Below are 17,250 nucleotides of genomic sequence, written 5' to 3' on the forward strand. Positions count from 1 at the left end.
ACGGCAGGGCGAACCGTTCCGTCTCCGGGGGCTTCCTACGATCGAGCTACGGTCACATCCCGGGAAGCCCCGCCCCTTCCATCAACCCCGTCACCTCGGTTCCGGCCGGCGTCAGCAGGAACACGTTGCGGTCCACCCGGTGCATCCCGCTCGCCAGGCCGAAGACGACGCCCGTGCTGAAGTCGAGGACCCGCTTGGCGACCTCCGTCTCCGCGCTGGTGAGATCGAGGAGGACGGGGACGCCCGCCATCAGCCGCTCGGCGACGTCACGGGCGTCGGCGAAGACGTTCACGCGCAGGACGACGAAACGGCGGCGGGTCTCCGTCTCGGCCTCGGGTATGGAGCGGTGGCCGACGGAGGACGGCCAGGCGTCCCGGCCCCGCAGCGGCACGACCTGGGCGAGCCCCTCCCACTGTTCGTCGGTGACATCGTGGCTGTTCACCGGCATGCTCCGTCCTGGCTGGCGCTCGCTGTCTGCATCGGGCAATTCTTGCGCAGAGTCACCCGTTCGGCCCAACAGCGACACGCTCCGCGACCTCAATGCACCTCACAACGTCCGGAAGGCGGCTGTGTGACGGGCGTAACCCCTGATGATCAAGCGGTGTGACAGTGGCGTAACGGGCGTTTCGTACCGTCGACGGCATGACCACGACCCCCGGGACCCCGCAGGAGACGCGGCAGGTGCGCACCGTCTGCTCGTACTGCGGTGTGGGCTGCGGCCTCGTGCTCGACGTCGGAGCGGGTCCGGACGGCCGGCGGAAGATCCTCAAGGCGTCCGGTGACAAGGCGCACCCCGCGAACGCGGGGAGGCTGTGCACCAAGGGCGCGACGACGGCCGACATGCTCGCCGCGCCCGGGCGGCTGACCAGCGCGCTGGTGCGCGGCGACCGGGGCGAGGAGGCGGTCCCGGCGCCCGTGGCCGACGCGATCGCGGAGACCGCCGCGCGGCTGCGGTCGATCGTCGACGAGCACGGGCCGGACGCGGTCGCCTTCTACGTCTCGGGGCAGATGAGCCTGGAGGCGCAGTACCTGGCGAACAAGCTGGCCAAGGGGTTCGTGGGGACGAACGGGATCGAGTCGAACTCGCGGCTGTGCATGGCGAGTGCGGGCACCGGCTACAAGCTGTCGCTGGGTGCGGACGGGCCGCCCGGGTCGTACGAGGACTTCGATCAGGCGGATGCCTTTCTCGTCATCGGGTCGAACATGGCCGACTGCCATCCGATCCTCTTCCTGCGGATGATGGAGCGGGTCAAGGCGGGCGCCAAGCTGATCGTCGTCGATCCGCGGCGGACCGCGACCGCCGCGAAGGCCGATCTGTTCCTTCAGGTCAGGCCGGGTACCGACCTCGCGTTGCTGAACGGTCTGCTGCATCTGCTGCACGAGGACGGGCACACCGACCCGGAGTTCGTCGCCGCCCACACCGAGGGCTGGGAGGCCCTGCCCGGGTTTCTCGCCGACTACGCCCCGGCCGCGGTCGCGGAGATCACCGGGATCGCCGAGGACGACCTGCGGACGGCCGCCCGGCTGATCGGCGCGGCGGGCCGGCGGTGGATGAGCTGCTGGACCATGGGCCTCAACCAGTCCACCCACGGCACCTGGAACACCAACGCCCTGGTCAACCTGCATCTGGCGACAGGGGCGATCTGCCGTCCGGGCGCCGGGCCGTTCTCCCTGACCGGTCAGCCCAACGCCATGGGCGGGCGCGAGATGGGCTACATGGGCCCGGGGCTGCCGGGACAGCGGTCGGTGCTCGTCGACGAGGAGCGGGCGTTCACCGAGGAGGTGTGGGAGCTGCCGCCGGGGACGCTGCGGGCCGACGGGGTCGGGCAGGGCACCGTCGAGATGTTCCAGAAGATGGCCGAGGGGGAGATCAAGGCCTGCTGGATCATCTGCACCAACCCGGTCGCCTCGGTCGCCAATCGCCGTACGGTCATCGAGGGTCTTGAGGCCGCCGAGTTCGTCGTCACGCAGGACGTGTTCACGGACACCGAGACGAACGCGTACGCCGATGTCGTCCTGCCGGGCGCGATGTGGACCGAGGCGGAGGGTGTCTTCGTCAACAGCGAGCGCAACCTCACCCTGACCCAGGCCGCCGCGGACCCGCCCGGGGAGGCGATGGCCGACTGGCGGATCATCGCGGCGGTGGCGTGCGCGATGGGGTACGAGAAGGGGTTCTCCTACGACAGCGCCGAGCAGGTCTTCGAGGAGATCCGGCGGTTCCGGAACCCGAAGACCGGGTGGGATCTGCGCGGGGTCACCTACGAGCGGCTGCGTCACACGCCCGTGCAGTGGCCGGCCGCGCGGGAGGACGGGCCGGAGCGCAATCCGATCCGGTACGTGGGTGAGGAGGGGCTGCGCTTCGCGACGGCTTCCGGGCGGGCCGCCTTCTTCGCCCGGCCGCATCTGCCGGCCGCCGAGATGCCGGACGACGACTATCCGTTCGTGCTCAACACCGGGCGGGTGCAGCACCAGTGGCACACGCTCACCAAGACCGGGAAGGTCGCCAAGCTCACCAAGCTGAATCCCGGGCCGTTCGTGGAACTCCACCCCGTGGACGCCTCGGCGCTCGGGGTCGCCGACGGTGACCTCGTCGAGGTGGCCTCGCGGCGCGGGCGGGCCGTGCTGCCCTCGGTGGTGACGGACCGGGTGCGGCCCGGGTGCTGCTTCGCCCCGTTCCACTGGAACGACCTGTTCGGCGAGTACCTGAGCATCAACGCGGTGACGAGCGACGCGGTGGATCCGCTGTCGTTCCAGCCGGAGTTCAAGGTGTGCGCGGTGTCGCTGGCGAAGGTGGCGGCCCCGGTGCCGGCGGACCCGGTCGAGGCGCTGACCCCCACCGCCGTCACCCCGGGCACCGCGAACCCCTTCGGCATCGAGCCCTCCCCTCCCCCGGTGCTCTCCGCCCAGGAACGCCGGTACCTCACCGGCTTCCTCGCCGGGCTCGGCTCCGGCACCCTCGGCGGTGTCCCGGTGCTGCCGCCCGACGCGCCCTTCTCCCCCGAGCACGCGCTGTGGGTGAACGGGGTCCTGGCCGGCATGTACTCGCGGACCGGGGCGGCCGCGGCGCAGGACCGGCCCGGCCGTGAGGTCGTCGTGCTGTGGGCCTCGCAGACCGGGAACGCGGAGGAGTTCGCCACCGCCGCCGCCGAGCGGCTGACCTCGACGGGGCACCGTACGACCCTCGTCGGCATGGACGACGCCGATGTCACGGCACTCGCCCGCACCGCGGACCTGCTGTTCATCACCAGCACCTTCGGGGACGGCGACGCGCCCGACAACGGCTCCGGCTTCTGGGACGCGCTCTGTGGCGAGCGGGCCCCGCGGCTGGACGGGGTGCGGTACGCCGTGCTGGCCTTCGGCGACTCCTCGTACGACGACTTCTGCGGGCACGGGCGACGGCTGGACGCGCGGCTCGACGAGCTGGGCGGGGTACGGCTCGCCCCGCGTACGGACTGCGAGCCGGACTTCGAGCCGTCCGCCGGGGAATGGCTCGACCAGGTGCTCTCCGCGATGGAGGAGAGGTCGGCCGTCCCGGCCGAGAAGCCCAGGACGAGGTCCAAGCCCGTCACCACCGCCCGGCTCGTCGGCAACCGGCTGCTCAGCCGGGCCGGTGCGGGCAAGGAGGTCCGGCGGTTCACCTTCGACACGAGCGGGACGGACCTGGCGTACGAGGCCGGGGACGCGCTCGGCGTGCGGCCGGTCAACGCACCCGCCCTCGTGGCGGAGTGGCTGGCGGTGACCGGGGTGGACGCCGGGTCGGCCGTGACGGTCGACGGTGTCGGTGAGGTGCCGTTCGGCGAGGCCCTGCACCGGCATCTCGACATCACCCGGATCACCCCCGACCTGCTGCGCTTCGTCGCCGAGCGCGCCCGGGACAAGCACGAGTTGCGCAGGCTGCTGCGGCCGGACAACAAGGACGGGCTGGCGCAGTGGAGCTGGGGGCGGCAGGCCGTGGACGTGCTCGCCGAGTACGCGGTGCGGGCGAGCGCTAAGGAGTGGGCGGGGGTGCTGCGCAGGCTCCAGCCGCGGCTGTACTCCATATCGTCCAGCCCGCTGGCCGATCCCCGTCGGGTGTCGCTGACGGTGTCCGTGGTGCGGTACGAGAACCTGCACGGCCGGGCGCGCGGCGGGGTCTGCTCGCCGTTCCTCGCGGACGCCGATCCGGACACGGAGGTACCGGTGTTCGTGCAGCGCTCGCCGCACTTCCGGCCGCCGGCCGACGCCTCGACGCCGATGGTCATGGTCGGCCCGGGTACCGGCGTGGCGCCTTTCGTCGGCTTCCTCGAGGAACGGCGGGCGCTCGGCCACCGCGCCCCCAACTGGCTGTTCTTCGGCGAGCAGCACCGGGCGACGGACTTCTACTACGAGGACGAGCTGACGGCACTGCGCGACGAGGGCACCCTCACGCGGCTGGACACCGCCTTCTCCCGGGACCAGCGCAACAAGGTGTACGTGCAGGACCGGATGCGCGAGCACGGGCCGGAGCTGTGGCACTGGCTGCGCGACGGGGCCCGCTTCTACGTCTGCGGCGACGCCTCCCGGATGGCGAAGGACGTGGACCGGGCACTGAGGGACATCGCGATGGCGCACGGCGGACTGGGCGAGGCCGAGGCCGCCGCGTATGTGAAGCAGCTCGCGGCGGACAAGCGGTACGTGCGGGACGTGTACTGACCCGGCGGGCCCGCGGGGCCCCGTACCCGGATCACGCCGGAATCTTCACGCCCCTCCGGGGCCCGCTCACCGGCGGCGGTCGGCGTCCTTCGGCGTGTACCCGGCGGAATCCACGCTGGTGCCGGATCTCACGGAGGACTCCCGCGCGGGGTGAGCCGGGCGGTGGCATCTACACGGTCGTAGAATCCGGGAACACCGGCGCGACGACGAGCGTTGTACCGGAGACACGCCACACCGTAAGGAGCACGTTCTTGTCCGCCAGACCGACGGACCCTCCGGGGCACAGTCCCCGACCATCCCGCCACGGCACCAGTGATCGCGGCACACGGCGGGGTGGTGTCGGATGAGTGCCGCCGAGGCTCTGCTGGGCCTGCTCGCCGTGTTCGTGCTGACCGCCGGCACCGGCTACTTCGTCGCCCAGGAGTTCGCCTACGTCTCCGCCGACCGGCTCACCCTCGCGCGTGAGGCCGAGGCCGGGGACCGCAAGGCCGCCCGCGCCCTCACGGTGCTGGAGCGGTTGTCGTTCATGCTGTCCGGCGCGCAGCTGGGCATCACCGTCACCGGGCTGGTGGTCGGCTTCATCGCCGAGCCGTCGGTGTCCGCGCTGCTCAGGCCCGCCCTGTCGGGGCTCGGCCTGCCCGGCGCGGCCGTCAGCGGCATCGCCGTCGTACTGGCCTTCGTGCTGGCCACGGTCGTGCAGATGGTGCTGGGCGAACTCGCCCCGAAGAACCTCGCGATCGCCGTGCCCGAGCGGCTGGCGAAGGCGCTGGCCCCGTCCACGCTGGCGTACCTGAAGGTCGTCGGCCCACTCGTCCGGATCTTCGACAGCGCGGCCAACCGGCTGCTGCGCAAGGCCGGGATCGAGCCCGTCGAGGAACTGCACCACGGCGCCACGCTGGAGGAACTCGGCCATCTGATCGGCGAGTCCCACGAGCAGGGCGAACTGCCCAAGGACACCGCCGCGCTGCTGGACCACGCGCTGGAGTTCTCCGAGCGCGCCCTCGACGAGGTGATGGTGCCGCGCGCCGACGCCGTGTTCGTCCGCAAGGACGCCCTCGCCGAGGAGGCGGTCGGCCTGATCGCCCGCCACGGCCACTCCAACTACCCGGTGCTCGGCGACCACCCGGACGACATCGTGGGCGTGCTGGGCGTGCGCGAGCTGATGACGCTGCCCGAAGCCCGCCTGACCGGTGCGCGGGCCGGTGAGGTGGCGCGGCGACCGCTGCTGCTGCCGGACACGCTCGCGCTGCCCGACGCGGTGACGCGGATGCGGGAGCAGGACGACGAGTTCGCGGTCGTCCTCGACGAGCACGGCGGCGTGGCGGGCATCGTCACCTACGAGGACATCGCCGAGGAACTGGTCGGCGACATCGCCGACGAGTCCGACGAGGTCACCGTGCTCGCCGTCGCCGACGGCGACGGCTGGCTGGTGGACGCGGGCCGCCGGGTGGACGAGGTGGCCGAGGCGACCGGTGTCCGGCTGCCGGAGGACGACGACTACGACACCGTGGCCGGCCTGGTCGTGGACCGGCTCGGCCGCTTCCCGACGGTCGGTGACCGGGTCACGGTCGAGCTGCCGGGCGGCGGCCGCGCCGTGATCGACGTCCGCACGCTGGACCGGCACGTGGCCGACCGGGTCCGGATCGGCCCGCTCGTGGAGGCCGTGGAAGCCGAGGAGATGGCGTGAGTTTCCCGATGGCGGTCTTCGTGACCGTGCTGCTGCTGATCGGCAGCGGCTTCTTCGTGGCGGCCGAGTTCGCTCTCGTCGCGGCCAAACGGCACCGCTTGGAGAAGGCGGCGGCCGAGGGGCGGCGCGGCGCCGGGGCGGCCCTGGCCGGAATGCGCGAGCTGTCGCTGATGCTGGCCGGTGCCCAGCTGGGCATCACCGTGTGCACGCTGGGCCTGGGCTCGGTGTCCAAGCCGGCGATCTCGCACGAACTCGACCCGCTGCTGCACACGCTGGGCCTGCCCAGCGCCGTGAGCTACGGCGTCGCCTTCGCCGTGGCGATGGTCGTGGTGGTGTTCCTGCACATGGTGGTCGGCGAGATGGCGCCCAAGTCCTGGGCGATCGCCCACCCCGAGCGTTCGGCGATGCTGCTGTCGCCGCCCTTCCGGGCCGTGGTGCGGGCCGTGCGTCCGCTGATCCGGCTGCTCAACTTCGTGAGCAACGCCCTGGTGCGGCTGTGCCGGGTGGCCCCGCGCGACGAGCTGGCCTCGGTGCACAACCGGGAGCAGCTGACGCATCTGGTGGAGGAGTCGGAGCGGCTGGGCCTGATCAGCGCGACCGACTCGGAGCTGCTGACCCGCTCGCTGACCGAGCCGGAGACACCGGTCGCCGCGCTGCGGATCCCGGCCGCCGAGATCACCTGGGTCGAGGGCGGCGCGGACCTCGACGCGCTGCTGCGCTTCGCCGCCGACCACGACCGCACCCGGCTGCTGGTCCGGGAGAACGGCACCGTCCTCGGGTCGGTGCACGCCCGGGACGCCCTGGTGGCCCGGGCCCGGGGGCGGGACACGACCGCGCGGGACCTCGCCCGGCCGGTGCCCGAGCTGGCGGAGACCGCCACGGTCGCCGACGCGATCGAGGTGCTGCGCCGCCGCAGGTCGTCCCTGGCCGTGGTCCGCGACGGCTCCGGCCGGCTCACCGGCCTGGTCACCCTGGACGACCTGCTGGCCCGTCTGATGCAGCCGGCCGCGGCGGCCTGACGGGGACGGGGCCCGAACATCCAGCACATCTGCACACCGCGCGCCGGGAGGCGGCGCGGCGCCCGGCCCGCCGCCGAACCCCGGCAGCGGCATGGGAACTTGGTGGCGAAGTGCCCGTTTCGGGAATCGGGGCGCAACACTCCCGCGCCCGGCCGGGCGACGGGCTGTGTGAAGGAACGGGCGCATCCGGTGACCCCGCGGTCACAGCGGTGAAGACGGCTGCCGACAAGGGGCCGCACATCGCCGGCGGGCGGTTGGTCCTGCCCTCCCGGGAGTGCTTTGATCCTGCGCACGGCGGGAGCGGCCGGGGCGGAATCCCGGTCCCCGGATTCCGGCGCTCACCCGCGCTCACCGCCACTGCGAGACATTCACGCGAAGGGAAACACCCCCATGAACCTCACCTCTCGGGTCGACACCGCCGAGCTCTCCGACGCCGACCTGGACACCGTCGCCGGCGGCAACGCGGGCGGCGTCGATGCGTCCGCGGGCCTCGTGGGCGGCCTCTCCGCCGGCCTGGTCGGGCCCCTGACCGGCGAGGCCTGCGCCGCCCTGCAGGCGACCCTCTCGCCGGAGGGCGCGGCCGCGGGCGGGCACGCGGGCATCCACACGACGTCGCTCTGACGACCTCCGCACCGAAGGGCCCCGGGAAGCGATTCCCGGGGCCCTTTCGTGTGCGGGCAGCGGAGGCGGCCGTGGGTCGCGAACGTGAGGAATTTGCGAAGTACGTGACGGAAATCTGGACACTCCGGGGGTGAGTAACGCGGTGAGAGGGCGTGGCGCAGACTTACTCGGACCCCTCAGATCCCGGCTGCAAAGCGATAGGAACACTGCTGTGAAAACCGACTCGACCCGGACCGAAGAACTGCCGATCTACGAGAGCCTCATACGCGAGATGGGGGACGTCGTCGAGGAGGCCCGTGTGGTGGCCGAAGAGACCCAGCACCAGATGAGCCAGGCGCTGAACGGCGTCGCCCCGGCCCCGCACGAGACCGGCGCGCACTGAGCCCGGGGGCCGTCGGGCCTCCCCCGGAGCCGGACGCTCCCCGGCCGGGCCGTCACCCGCCGAGCGGGTCGTGGCCCCGGTTCATCAGGGAGTGCCGCCACCGCGTGCCCCGTACGTCCCCGGAGGGCCGCTGGGCCAGGTGACGGCGGACCGCAGGATCGTCACGATCCGCCGGCCGCAGGCGTGCCCGGTGGACTCGCCCCCGTCCTGGTGCTGCCCGGCGTGCCGCGCGTCGTCGGACGCCGGCCACTTCTCCAGGTGGGCCGGTGTCATGTTCACCAGCTCACGGAAGTCGTTCCAGGTCTCCTCGCCGTCCACGCCGCCTCACTTCTTCTTCTTGAGCGCGGACGGTTTGTGCACCGCGGTCCTTCCGGACTTGTCGCTGCGCACTTCGTACTGCGGGTCGTCCGGCGAGGCGTCGACGGTGCGGCCGGATGCCTCGGTCCGCTCGGTGATCTCCCTCTCCACCTCGCCCTCGGTGCGCCTGCCGTGACTGCTCCAGGTGACCTTGTCGCCCTTCTTCGGTTTCCCGCCCTCGCTGCGGCGCTTCGCCATGCCGGTGCTCCCTCGCGGAGAAGTCTGCTGTCTCTCCAGCGTGCGGACGGGGCGGTCACGGCGCAGCTCGACGGGCACGCGCCCGGGTGCCGGCCGTGTCGCGGAAGGCCCACGTCATCCCGGGCTCCGTCACGCAGCGGAAGACCCGCCGCACGGACGGCGTGCACAGCGCGGTGACGACCACGGCCGCGACCAGGGTGGCGGCGATCACCCCGGCGGGCCCGCGGACCCAGGCCGGCTCGTACCAGCCCCCGTACTTGGCACCCTGCGCGACGAAGCCGTGCAGCAGATAGCCGGACAGGGTGCCGGCGCCGAGCACGGTGAACCAGGTCCGGCGCCCGGGCACCCAGGCGAGGAAGCAGCCGACCAGGACGAGGGAGCAGCCGAAGACGGCCAGGGTCATCAGGGGCCCGTACCACAGGGGGACGCCCAGGTCCCGGGCGCTGCCGGCGTGGAAGAACCAGGCGTAGTCCATCCGCGGAACCGCCCAGTACGCCACCCCCAGGGCGCAGACGGCCACCGGCACGGCGAGGATCCGCACCTCGCGCCGCCGCACCAGCCGAAAGTGCTCCGGCCGCAGCAGCAGACCGAACACGAAGTACGGCAGGAACTGCAGGGTGCGCTGCAGATCGAGGTCGTGGCCGATGGACGGTGCGGTCGTCGCCAGCATCGCGATGACCAGGGCGAGCGGGAGCGGCCACCGCACCAGCCGCCAGACCGGCGTGGTCAGCCGCCAGACGAACAGGGCCGCCAGGAACCAGGTGAGGTACAGGGGGTCCAGCAGGCTGACCGGGCGGTCGGGGTCCTGGCTGGTCCAGCGGGTGAACAGGGTGTACGCCGTCTCGAACACCACGTAGGGGACGACGACGCCGGTGACCAGGCGCTTGAGGCGGGCCGGGCTGCCGTCGAAGGTGCGCGAGAAGTAGCCGGAGACGATGATGAACGCCGGCATGTGGAAGGCGTAGACGAGCATGTAGAGGGCGGTGACGGCCCTGCTGCCCTGGCGCAGTGGCTCCCAGGCGTGCCCCACGGCCACCAGCACGATCGCGAGGTACTTGGCGTTGTCGAAGAACGCGTCCCGCCGGCCGTCCGGGCGGGGCGCCTCGTCCTGCTCTTTCGTCCGCGTGACCCGGGCCGCTCCGGCACCCGGGCGGACCGTGGTCACCGTGTCACTCATGGGACCTCCCGAAGCGGCTCGGGGTGGCGGTACCTCGTCTTGCCGGGGCTAAGGGCGGGGTGGCTGCGCAGAACATCGCCCGCACCTTAAGCACAGGGCACCGCCCTCGTTCAACTCGCAACAGGTGTAATCCGCATCGGCTCATGCCCGGGTATACGGATCGAGGCGGGCGATCGTCTCCAGGAGGGCGAGGGTGAAGGGATGCCGCGGCGCGGTCAGGACCCGCCGGGCCGGGCCCTGTTCGACGATTTCGCCCGCGTCCAGCACGGCGATGCGGTGGGCGAGTGCCGCCGTGTCCAGGTCGTGCGTGATGAGGACGAGGGCGAGGTCGTCGCGGTCGCGGACCAGGGCGGCGAGCAGGTCGAGGATGCCGCGGCGGGTGACGGTGTCGAGGCCGGAGGTGATCTCGTCGCAGACCAGGACCCGGGGGCGGGCGAGGAGGGCGCGGGCGAGGGCGGCGCGCTGGAGTTCGCCGCCGGAGAGCTCGCCGGGGCGGCGCCGGGCCTGTTCCGCGGTAAGGCCGAGGCGGCCCAGGGTGGCCGACGCCTCCTCCGTCGCCGCCCGTTCGCCGGCGCCCCGCAGCCGTACCGCCGTACGGGCCACCTGGTGCAGGACGGGCCGGTGCTCGTCGAAGGCGGCCCGGGCGTCCTGGAAGACGTACTGCACGCCGGCGAGTTGGGCCGGGCCGCGGTGGCGCAGGCTGCGCGGGAGCGGGGTGCCGTCGAGCAGGATGTCGCCGTCGTGGTCGCGGTGGAGGCCGGCGAGGCAGCGGGCGAGCGTGGTCTTGCCGCTGCCGGAGCGGCCGACCACGGCCAGGCACTCGCCGGGGCGGAGCGCGAGGTGCGGGACGCGCAGGACGGTGGTCCTGCGGTCGTGCACGGCGGTCAAGTCCCGCACGGTGAGCGTCGGTTGCACGGCGTCGCCGCACGCCCCGTCCGGGGGTGCCGCCCGCTGCGCGTCGAGCAGCCGGCGGGTCCACTCGTGGCGGGGTGCCGACCACAGCCGCTGCACGGGGCCGGACTCCACGACGCGTCCCGCGCGCAGGACGAGCACCTCGTCGGCGAGGGCGCGGACGACGTCGAGGTCGTGGCTGAGCAGGACGACCGCGATGCCACGGGCCGCGACCGCCGCCAGTCGGCGCACGATGCCGGCCTTGGTGAGCGCGTCCTGGCCGGTGGTGGGCTCGTCGGCGACGATGACCCGGGCGCCGAGGAGGAGGGCCTGGGCGAGGACGACGCGTTGCTGCTGGCCGCCGGAGAGCTGGTGCGGGTAGCGGCGCAGCAGGGTTTCCGCGTCCGGGAGCTGGGCGTCGGCCAGGGCGCGCAGGACCGGTTCGCGTGCCGCCTCGCGGCGTTCGGGGCGGGGCAGGTGACGGACCTGCGGACGGGCGATGTCGTCGAGCAGGGCGCTGACGCGGCGGGCCGGGTTGAGGACGGCGGCGGGGTGCTGCGGCACGTACCCGACCGGTCCGTCCGCGGGCCGGCGCACCTCTCCCGTGACCGCGGCACCGGCCGGGTACTCCCCCAGCAGCGCGAGTCCAGTGGTGGTCTTGCCGCTGCCGGAGGCGCCGACCAGGGCGGTCACCCGGCCGGGGAGCACGCGCAGGTGGACTCCGTCGACGATCGCGCGGCCGTCGATCTCGACGCACAGTTCGCGGATCTCGGCGACGGGCTCCGGCGCCGGGGGCAGGTCCGTCTCGTTCACGGCCGCCGTCCCTTCCTTCTGGGGCTCTTCTCCAGCGCGGCGTCGAAGAGCAGGTTGGTGCCCGTCGTGAGGGCGACGATCAGCAGGGTCGGCACGACCACGGCCCAGGGCTGGACGAAGAGGCCGGTGCGGTTGCGGTCGACCATGACCGCCCAGTCGGCGGCGTCCGGCGCGACGCCCACGCCGAGGAACGCGGCCGTCGACACCAGGTACAGCACCCCGGTCAGCCGGACCCCGGCGTCGGCGGCCAGGGTGCGCAGCGCCGAGCGGCCCACGTAGCCGACGGCGACGCGCCACCACGACTCGCCCTGCACGCGCAGCGCCTCCACCGCGGGCCGGGCAGCCGCCTCGGCCGCCGCGGCACGGACGATCCGGGCGGCGTCGGGCACGTTCACCAGCGCGACGAGCAGCGCGAGCCCCGTGGCGCCCGGCGAGAACACGGACGCCACCAGCAGGATGAGCAGCAGCGACGGCACGGCGAGCAGCACGTCCAGGGGCCGCATCAGCAGCTCCTCCAGCCGCCGCGCGTGGGTGACCGCGGCGACGAGTCCGACCGGCAGCGCGACCAGGTAGGCGAGGGCGGTCGCGGCGAGCGCGGTCAGGACGACCGTGCGGCCGCCGTGCAGCACCTGCCGCCCGACGTCCCGGCCCACGAAGTCGGTGCCCAGCCAGCGGCCGTCGCCGAGGGTGAAGGAGGGGGCGCGGGGACCGGGTTCACCGGCGAACAGGGGCCCCAGGAGGGCGAGGAGCAGCGGGACCGCGACGACCGTGAGGCCGAGGAGGAACCGGCGCGGGGCCCTCACGCCGCCACCCCCGCCCGGGGCGTCAGCCGGTACGCCACGATGTCCGCGCCCAGGTTCAGGACGACCGTCAGCACGCCGAACACCACCGCCAGCCCCTGCACCACCGGCACGTCCCGCTCGGCGACGGCGTTGAGGAGGACCGTTCCGAGGCCGGGGATCACGAACAGCGCCTCCACGACGATGACCCCGCACAGCAACCAGTCGACGGTACGGGCGAGTTGCTGGGCGGCCGGGGCGAGGGCGTTCGGCAGCGCGTGGGTGTAGCGGACGCGGGCGCCGGGGACGCCGTAGCGGCGGGCGTGGGCGGCGTAGGGCGAGGCGAGGGCGTCGGCCATGCCGGCGCGGACCAGGCGGGAGAGGGAGCAGACCGGGCGGGAGAGCAGGACCAGCACGGGCAGGACGAGCACGGCCGGGTGGCCGAGGAGGTCGGTGCCGTAGCCCACCGCGGTCGGCGGCAGCCAGGCCAGTTTCAGCGCGAACAACGTCACCAGCAACACGCCGAGGGCGAACTCCGGTACGGCGTACACGGCGAGCGTGACGGAGCTGACCAGCCGGTCGATCAGCCGTCCCTCGTGGCGGGCGGCGAGCACGCCGAGCCCGAAGCCGAGCGGGACGAGCAGGGCCAGGGTGAGCGCGGCCAGCAGCAGGCTCGGGCCGAAACCGTCGGCGATGTACCGGGCCACCGGTCGGCCGGAGGTCAGGGAGGTGCCGAAGTCGCCGTGCGCCAGGCCCGCCGCCCAGCCCGCGAGGCGTTCGTGGGCGGGCCGGTCCAGGTCCATGGCCTCGCGGATCGCCGCGATGCGCGCCGGGTCGGGCTGGTCGCCGGCGAGGGCCACCGCGGCGTCGCCCGGCAGCGCCTCGGTGAGCGCGAAGACCAGCAGCACGACGGCCACGGTCTGCACGGCACCGAGAAGCAGCCGCCGGGCGACGAAGGAGCGCAGTCCGCTCTGCTTCACGCGAGCCATACCTTGTCGAAGCGCGCCCAGTCGAGGGTGTTGGCGGGGGCCTTGGTCTCGACTCCCCTGACCTTGCGGGCCGTTCCGAGGATCCAGTCGGCGAAGCCCCAGATCAGGAAGCCGCCCTCGGTGTACAGGCGGCGCTGCATCCGCTCGTAGACGGCCGCACGCCCGGTCTTGTCGCGGGTCGACTGGGCCTGCTGGTAGAGGGCGTCGAAGTCCTTGTACCGCCACTGGGTGGCGTTCGTGGTGGAGTCGGTGAGCAGCCGCTGGGAGAGGTGCGCCTCGATGGGCATGGCGCCGGAGCGGTAGCAGCACAGGGTGCCGCCGTCGAGGATGTCGCTCCAGTAGGAGTCCTTGCTGCCCATCTTCACGTCGATCGTGACACCGGCCTTGGCGGCCTGGTCGCGGAAGATGCTCGCGGCCTCGGTGAACCCGGCGGCGACGGCCGAGGTGTCCAGGGTGACCTTCAGCTTCTCGGCACCGGCCTGCTTGAGCAGGGCACGGGCGCGGTCGAGGTCCTGTTCCGCCGAGCGGCGCGGCATCCTGCTGGTCAACCCGGGCGGCCCGGGCGGCTCCGGACTCCCCTACGCGGTCACCAAGCGGGCCAGACTCCCCGAGAGCGTGCGCCGCGCGTACGACGTGATCGGCTTCGACCCGCGCGGCGTCGGACAGAGCACCCCCGTCACCTGCGGCCCGATGGGTGGCCTCTTCGACAGCCCGGGCAACGACCCCGTGCCCGAGGGGACGTCGGCGGAGCGGGCGTATCTGAGGTCCCTGCGGGCCATGGCCGACGACTGCGCCGCGCACGCGGGCCGCCTGCTGCCGTACCTGTCCACCGAGCAGACGGCGTCCGACATGGACGCGATACGCGCGGCCCTCGGCGCACCGCGGACGAACTTCCTGGGCGTCTCCTACGGCAGCTACCTCGGCGCGGCCTACACCGCCCGGTTCCCGCACCGCGTCGGCCGGATGGTCCTCGACAGCGTCGTCGGCCCCTGGGACTGGTACGACTTCGACGTGCTCCAGAGCCGGGCCCTGCTGCGTCAGCGCGACACGTTCTTCGCCTGGGCCGCCGGGCACTTCGGTCTGGGCAGGACGCGGGACGAGGTGCGCGAGGCGTATCTGCGGGTGCGCCGGGGGCTCGCCGCGCGGCCGGTGGCGGGCTTCGGTCCGGCGGAGTTCGACCGGGCGGTGTACCGCGCGCTGGGCCGCACCGAACGCTGGAGCGGCCTGGCGAACGGCCTGCGCGGCTACCTGACCGACGGGGATCCCGCCGGGCTGCGCCCGGCCACCGCGTTCGACAGCCCCGACTCGCGCACCTACGAGGCGGCGAACCGCACGGTCAAGTGCGCCGACGGGCCGGGCCCCGGCCCCCGCGACATCGTCACGGACCTGCGCCGCACCCGGCGCCTCGACCCGCAGCCGGTGCTGACGGGCATGGAGGCGAGCACCTGCGCCTACTGGCACCACCGCCCCGGCCGGCGCACCCCGCTCGGCAGCCCGGCGGCGCCGCCGGTCCTCCTCGTCGCCTCGGCGCACGACCCCGTGACGCCGATCGAGGGCGCCCGCTCGTTGCTGCGGCTGCTTCCCGGCTCACGCCTGGTCACCCTCGACGACGACTACTCCCACGGTGTGTTCGCCAGCCGTGGCGACGCGTGCGTGGACGACACCGTGGCGGCCTACCTGCTGAACGGCACGGTGCCCGCCGCGAACGTGCGGTGCGCGGGCCCCGGCCTGCCGGCGCCGGAGTGACGCCGGCTTCTCACGGCTCCTTCCACACCAGCACGGTCAGCACGACGCTCGCGACGGTGACCGGGACGGCGGTCTGGTTCAGCAGCCGCACCCGCATCCTGCGCCCCGACGGGATCCGCTTCGTCACGGGCAGGACGGCGAAGGTGCCGCCGCCCGTCCCCACGATCTCGTGGATCGGATGGTCCATGCGGTGCTGATCGCCCTCGTACTCCGACATGCGCGCCTGGACGACCGCACCCGCCGGGAGACCGTCGATGTGGACGCTGACGGTCCCGGTGAAGCGGGCCGGGCCACGGGCGAAGACGCTGCCGCCGGTGGCGTGGTGGCCGGTCTCGTCGGTCCACTCCGTGGTGAACTCCACCGAGTCCCAGGCGCCGGGCGCGAGTGGGTACGGCCGGGTGGCACCGAGGTTGACGTACTGGGGCATGGGGTCCTCTCCTTCCCACAGGCCCGCCGGAAGGGCCAGGGCGTCGGCGACGTCACGGCGGAAGTCGGCCATGTCGAACCCGCGCGGGTCGACCTTCCAGTCGCTCCATTCCAGGTGGCCGATCGCGCTCTTGGGGCCCCAGCCGTGCGCGCGGCAGATCGCGGCGGTGGCCCTGATCATCGCGAGGTACTGGGCGGGCGGCCACGGGTCCTTGCCGTCGCCCTTGTTCTCGCACTCCCAGCCGTAGAACCGGGCGTTGCCGTCGACCGCGCCGGCCGAGCCGTCGTGCTCGTGGGTCGGGGGAGGATACGTGCCGTACGACTCGCCTATGACGGCGTTGAGCACGTCGCCGTCGCCGCCGCCGGCGTGGTTGGCGCGGCCGTTCCCGACGAGGTGGACGACGCCGTCCTTGGTGATGCAGCCGGTGGCGAGCGGGCCCGGCAGGGCGCTGTGGCCGTGGAAGATCAGCCCGACGACGTTCGTGCCGGGGCCGGTGACGGTGTGGTGGATCACCACACCGTGCACGGGACCCCAAGGGCCTATGTGGTTACGGTTGTTGGTGCGCCAGCCGGCGACCTCGTGAACGGCGCAGCCCTCGGCCTTCAACGCGGCGACGAGCCGGGCGGCGGTGAGTGGGGTGGCCATGAGTCAGTCCTCCGTTCCGGCGCGTGCGTGCCGGTCTGAAGACGGTCCGATCACAGTGGGGAGCGTGCCTGGTCGCGCAACGTGCCCGTTCTCGGGGCGTGCTGCCGGACCCTCACCATTCTCGCGCCGCTCACCCCGTCGCTGACCTCGCCGTACGCCACCTGAGCAAAATAGGCGCGATTACGACGCTGCCGCGTCGAGGGGGGGGGCACACCTGTGTCAGTTCGGGACAGACGGTCGAAGGTGCGGCGGAGGACCGGCCGTCCAGATGCGGCTGCTCAGGTCCGAGCCGCGCAGGACCTGGACGCGCCAGGGGTCGATGCGCAGCAGGTGGTAGTCGGGGCTGTCGGGGCCGGCGCTCCAGTAGAGGTGGGGGTCGTAGCCGACGCCCGGGGGGCTGTTGCGGCGGTACAGCTCCCAGGCGCACAGCTTGGTGTCCCGGTCGTGCACCCAGGCCGAGACGCTGTCGACGAACACCGCGTCCTGGCAGGGGTGCCAGTACGCGTACGTGGTGTGGGGGTTGTTCGCCAGGTGGGCGGCCTTCACCGGGGTGCGGAAGACCGCAAGCCAGCCGACGGGGCGCTCGTCGACGGTCTCCCACACGGGCTGCACGACACGGGCCCGGGGGCGGTTGTGCCGGTCGACGGTGACCATCGTGCAGTAGACGGTCCGCTGGACGTACGTGACGAAGGCGGCCTCGATCTCGGAGAACGAACGCACCTGTGCGGCGCCCATGGCGATACCTCGATTCGCGGACGGAGGACAGACGGAGAGGGGACGGGCCGGCCGCCCGGCTGCTCGCGGGGAGCAGCCGGGCGGCCGGCCGGAGGGGTCCGAACGGCGGACCT

General features: G+C 73.1%; 14 protein-coding genes and 2 pseudogenes. 6 read left to right on the top strand and 10 right to left on the bottom strand.

Annotated features, from left to right (window positions below):
- Positions 1 to 52: 52 nt before the first annotated feature.
- Positions 53 to 448, bottom strand: a complete 396-nt coding sequence (locus G3I77_RS19805; RefSeq protein ID WP_248505550.1) for a cell division protein SepF — start codon at positions 446 to 448, stop codon at positions 53 to 55.
- Positions 449 to 642: 194 nt separating this feature from the next.
- Between G3I77_RS19805 and G3I77_RS19810 the strand changes: the two genes are divergently transcribed.
- From G3I77_RS19810 to G3I77_RS19830, 5 genes are all read left to right on the top strand, one after another.
- Positions 643 to 4,671, top strand: a complete 4,029-nt coding sequence (locus tag G3I77_RS19810; protein ID WP_248505551.1) for a bifunctional nitrate reductase/sulfite reductase flavoprotein subunit alpha — start codon at positions 643 to 645, stop codon at positions 4,669 to 4,671.
- A 343-nt stretch (positions 4,672 to 5,014) separates the two neighbouring features.
- Positions 5,015 to 6,358, top strand: a complete 1,344-nt coding sequence (locus G3I77_RS19815) for a hemolysin family protein (RefSeq protein WP_248505552.1) — start codon at positions 5,015 to 5,017, stop codon at positions 6,356 to 6,358.
- The gene (locus G3I77_RS19820) at positions 6,355 to 7,377 is read left to right on the top strand and encodes a hemolysin family protein (protein WP_248505553.1); all 1,023 of its coding nucleotides are present in this window, start codon (positions 6,355 to 6,357) and stop codon (positions 7,375 to 7,377) included. The genes G3I77_RS19815 and G3I77_RS19820 overlap by 4 nt, the downstream gene beginning before the upstream one ends.
- Positions 7,378 to 7,767: 390 nt before the next feature.
- Positions 7,768 to 7,998: a hypothetical protein gene (locus G3I77_RS19825; RefSeq protein WP_248505554.1), complete on the top strand. Its 231-nt coding sequence runs from the start codon at positions 7,768 to 7,770 to the stop codon at positions 7,996 to 7,998.
- Between the two features lie 211 nt (positions 7,999 to 8,209).
- Positions 8,210 to 8,380, top strand: a complete 171-nt coding sequence (locus G3I77_RS19830) for a hypothetical protein (RefSeq protein WP_160166149.1) — start codon at positions 8,210 to 8,212, stop codon at positions 8,378 to 8,380.
- A 52-nt stretch (positions 8,381 to 8,432) separates the two neighbouring features.
- Here the strand turns inward: G3I77_RS19830 and G3I77_RS19835 are convergent.
- The 7 genes and pseudogenes from G3I77_RS19835 to G3I77_RS19865 all read right to left on the bottom strand — a co-directional run.
- A pseudogene (locus tag G3I77_RS19835) lies at positions 8,433 to 8,653 on the bottom strand (DUF3140 domain-containing protein).
- 51 nt (positions 8,654 to 8,704) lie between these two features.
- Positions 8,705 to 8,935 (bottom strand): DUF2945 domain-containing protein, encoded by a 231-nt coding sequence (locus G3I77_RS19840; protein WP_248505555.1) that lies wholly within the window; start codon positions 8,933 to 8,935, stop codon positions 8,705 to 8,707.
- Positions 8,936 to 8,990: 55 nt separating this feature from the next.
- A complete protein-coding gene (locus G3I77_RS19845; RefSeq protein WP_248505557.1) occupies positions 8,991 to 10,112 on the bottom strand; it encodes an acyltransferase family protein in 1,122 nt (373 codons plus the stop codon).
- 141 nt (positions 10,113 to 10,253) lie between these two features.
- Positions 10,254 to 11,816: an ABC transporter ATP-binding protein gene (locus tag G3I77_RS19850; RefSeq protein ID WP_248505559.1), complete on the bottom strand. Its 1,563-nt coding sequence runs from the start codon at positions 11,814 to 11,816 to the stop codon at positions 10,254 to 10,256.
- Positions 11,813 to 12,619, bottom strand: a complete 807-nt coding sequence (locus G3I77_RS19855) for an ABC transporter permease subunit (RefSeq protein ID WP_248505561.1) — start codon at positions 12,617 to 12,619, stop codon at positions 11,813 to 11,815. Before G3I77_RS19855 ends, G3I77_RS19850 begins: the two co-directional genes overlap by 4 nt.
- Complete coding sequence (locus G3I77_RS19860; RefSeq protein WP_248505563.1) at positions 12,616 to 13,575, bottom strand: ABC transporter permease; 960 nt, start codon at positions 13,573 to 13,575, stop codon at positions 12,616 to 12,618. Before G3I77_RS19860 ends, G3I77_RS19855 begins: the two co-directional genes overlap by 4 nt.
- Positions 13,572 to 14,108: pseudogene (locus G3I77_RS19865) on the bottom strand (peptide ABC transporter substrate-binding protein); the annotation flags it as partial. The pseudogene G3I77_RS19865 and the gene G3I77_RS19860, both read right to left, overlap by 4 nt.
- Here G3I77_RS19865 and G3I77_RS19870 point away from each other — a divergent pair.
- The gene (locus G3I77_RS19870; RefSeq protein ID WP_374385812.1) at positions 13,990 to 15,330 is read left to right on the top strand and encodes an alpha/beta hydrolase; all 1,341 of its coding nucleotides are present in this window, start codon (positions 13,990 to 13,992) and stop codon (positions 15,328 to 15,330) included. The pseudogene G3I77_RS19865 and the gene G3I77_RS19870 overlap by 119 nt on opposite strands.
- Positions 15,331 to 15,340: 10 nt before the next feature.
- On the opposite strand, the gene G3I77_RS19875 is transcribed toward G3I77_RS19870, so the two are convergent.
- Positions 15,341 to 16,402, bottom strand: coding sequence for an N-acetylmuramoyl-L-alanine amidase (locus G3I77_RS19875; protein ID WP_248505566.1), 1,062 nt, complete (start codon positions 16,400 to 16,402; stop codon positions 15,341 to 15,343).
- A 219-nt stretch (positions 16,403 to 16,621) separates the two neighbouring features.
- Positions 16,622 to 17,137 (bottom strand): pyridoxamine 5'-phosphate oxidase family protein, encoded by a 516-nt coding sequence (locus tag G3I77_RS19880; protein WP_248505568.1) that lies wholly within the window; start codon positions 17,135 to 17,137, stop codon positions 16,622 to 16,624.
- Positions 17,138 to 17,250: the final 113 nt, after the last annotated feature.

This window comes from Streptomyces sp. D2-8 (assembly GCF_023184515.1).
GTDB lineage: Bacteria > Actinomycetota > Actinomycetes > Streptomycetales > Streptomycetaceae > Streptomyces.